Genomic DNA, 2,261 nt, shown 5'->3' on the forward strand with positions numbered 1-2,261 from the left:
GTCCGGGCCATCACCGAAACCGATGTTCTTCGTCGTCTTGCCGTCGAAGAGGAAGGCGCGTTGGAAATAGGCATAGGGCGAAGTGCCGACCACGTTGCCGGCATCGTCGATGCCATTGACATAGATGCCGCTGTGGTGCTGGCTGTTGGGAAGCGGCGCGATCCATTTGCAGCTGGAGGCACCGCAGCGGTAGCTGCTGAGGCCGCCGCCCGATTGGTACATCTGGGCACCGGTCTTTCCGGTGTTGTTGATGGCGACTCCGTAGGTTTCCGAACTCGGCACGTCGGTCATCGGCACGACGCCCACCGTGTAGATTGGCTCTGCCCAGGCGGCCTGCCCCAGGAGCAAAAGGCCGGCAGCGGCCAGGAACGTCTTGCGAATGCGCGGAACTTGGAACATGCGATCCCTCACTTAGTTGAAAGGAACCGCAGGATGCCCGGGCGCCCCAGGGCTCGCGTATCCCTATCTCTAATTCGTTAGATGAGTACGTCCGTCATTTGTGACGTATTGCACAAATCACCGTCCGAACCAGAAAGACCGTGTCAGTCGAGCGCGACAACCGTGTCGCCCTCGCCCGGCTGGCAACCGTCGGCGATCGGCTCCCAGCCGCGGTGGATGACGACGCGGCGGCCGGCATGGCACAGCTCGACGCGGGTCGCACCGGGCACCTGAGCGTGCACGAAGCGCTCCATCGACGCGGGCATCGAGACGCGGTAGACCGCATGCGCAATGTCGTCGGCCGGGTGGTCGTCGCTGTGCAGCCAGGGGATGAACGCGCCGAACCACATCAGCGGGCGGAACAGGTCGAACGCCGTCGGCTCGTAGCCCTGCTGCTTCAGCCAGCGCTGGGCCTGCGCGCGCGGCGAGTCGCCATCGCCTGGCACATCCACCAGCGACAGATCGCCCCAGGCGCTGGCCAGCAGCTCCATCACCCACTGGTTGCAGTTCTGGTAGCGCAGGCTGTAGGGATAGGCGTTGGCGCTGTAGTCGGCGGCCAGCAGCTCCAGCACCTGCGGCTTGCTCAGTGCCGTGCGTTCGAGCCGCGCGCCGGTCTCGGGCGGCAGAAAGATCAGCGAGACATAGCCTTCGGCCGGGTTGTCGGTGCCCAGCAGAAAGCCCGAGATGCCCTGGTCGAAGATGCGCGGGCGCTGCTCGTCGCAGGCGTAGTAGAGCTGGCGCACCGACCACGGCCCGTTCGGGCTGGCCTGCAGGCTGACGCCGGCGTGCGAGTAGCGCAGGCCGAACCAGCTCAGGTCGAGCCCAGAGCGCGCCATCAGCGCCAGCGGCTGGCCCGAGGCTTCCAGCTCGGCCTTGACGATGCCGCCGAAGCGGAACAGCGTGTCCTGCTGGTCGATGTTGAGCTTGGCCTGGCGGTCGCAATAACGCAGCGACGCGGCCTGCGCCGCGCCGATGCACGATGCGGCGGCCAGCAGCGCGGCCGCCAGTCCGCGGGCGGCTCCCAGCCGACCCGCCCCACCTGCCAGGATCAAAGCGTGACGGGGTTCGACGCCAGCTCTTGGTACCAGGCGTCTTCCAGCACCAGGAAGAAAGCCTGACGGTTGTCGGCGCGGGCGAACTCGACGCCGTAGTCGCGATTGCGCGCGCTGACCACTTGGCCAACCGCCACCCCACCCACGTCGGCAGCCTTTTGCGGCAGGTAAAGCTCGAAGGCCTCACCGGCGCCGGCAGCCGGCTGCAGCGTCACGCGCAGCTTGCCGGGGCGGTCTTCAGCGGCGGCGACCTCGATCACCTTGTAGTCGCCGTCGGCGGTGCGGTTCGGGCGGTCCGAGCTTTCGCTGGAGTTCTTGAACGAGTCCGACACGCTGCCCACCGAGGTGGACAGGCTCTCGGACGCCGACGATGCGGCTGAGCTGGYGGCCAGCGCCGGCACGGTGGCGCCAGCGAAGGTCAGCAGGACAACGGGGGCGAGGAAACGGCGGATCGGGGTCATGAAACGGCACCCATCAAAGTTGCGTTGCGCGGATGATGCCTGAAGCGCCGGGAGCCCCTGCCGCCGCGGGGGCAAGAAGGTGTTACAGCCCGATGTGAGCAACAGTTGGCGCCAACCGTGCCGCCGACCGCCCCTGCCCGCCGTGACCGGTCAAGACGGCCGCGCCGGCGCCGATAGCGCTGGTACTGAACCGAGGCCGTCCATCCGACACCCGCGCGCCATTCGCCATTCGACACGCAGTGATGTTCGCTGCCTGACTGAGAGCCCGAAGGCTCGGCACGCCGAGCCCACCCCCGAGGGGATCAACAAC

3 protein-coding genes are annotated in these 2,261 nt (G+C 67.3%); all 3 read right to left on the bottom strand.

Annotated elements, in window-relative coordinates:
- The coding region (locus AC1DYI_RS33180) for a hypothetical protein (RefSeq protein ID WP_477208364.1) at positions 1 to 399 on the bottom strand (399 nt) is incomplete at its 3' end.
- Between the two features lie 143 nt (positions 400 to 542).
- Positions 543 to 1,490 (bottom strand): DUF2145 domain-containing protein, encoded by a 948-nt coding sequence (locus AC1DYI_RS33185; RefSeq protein WP_477208365.1) that lies wholly within the window; start codon positions 1,488 to 1,490, stop codon positions 543 to 545.
- Positions 1,487 to 1,951 carry a hypothetical protein gene (locus tag AC1DYI_RS33190; RefSeq protein WP_477208366.1) on the bottom strand — a complete coding sequence of 155 codons (465 nt, stop codon included), beginning with the start codon at positions 1,949 to 1,951 and terminating at the stop codon, positions 1,487 to 1,489. The genes AC1DYI_RS33185 and AC1DYI_RS33190 overlap by 4 nt, the downstream gene beginning before the upstream one ends.
- Positions 1,952 to 2,261 lie beyond the last annotated feature (310 nt).

The sequence above is a fragment of the Ideonella sp. P3_A4 genome, assembly GCF_056403075.1.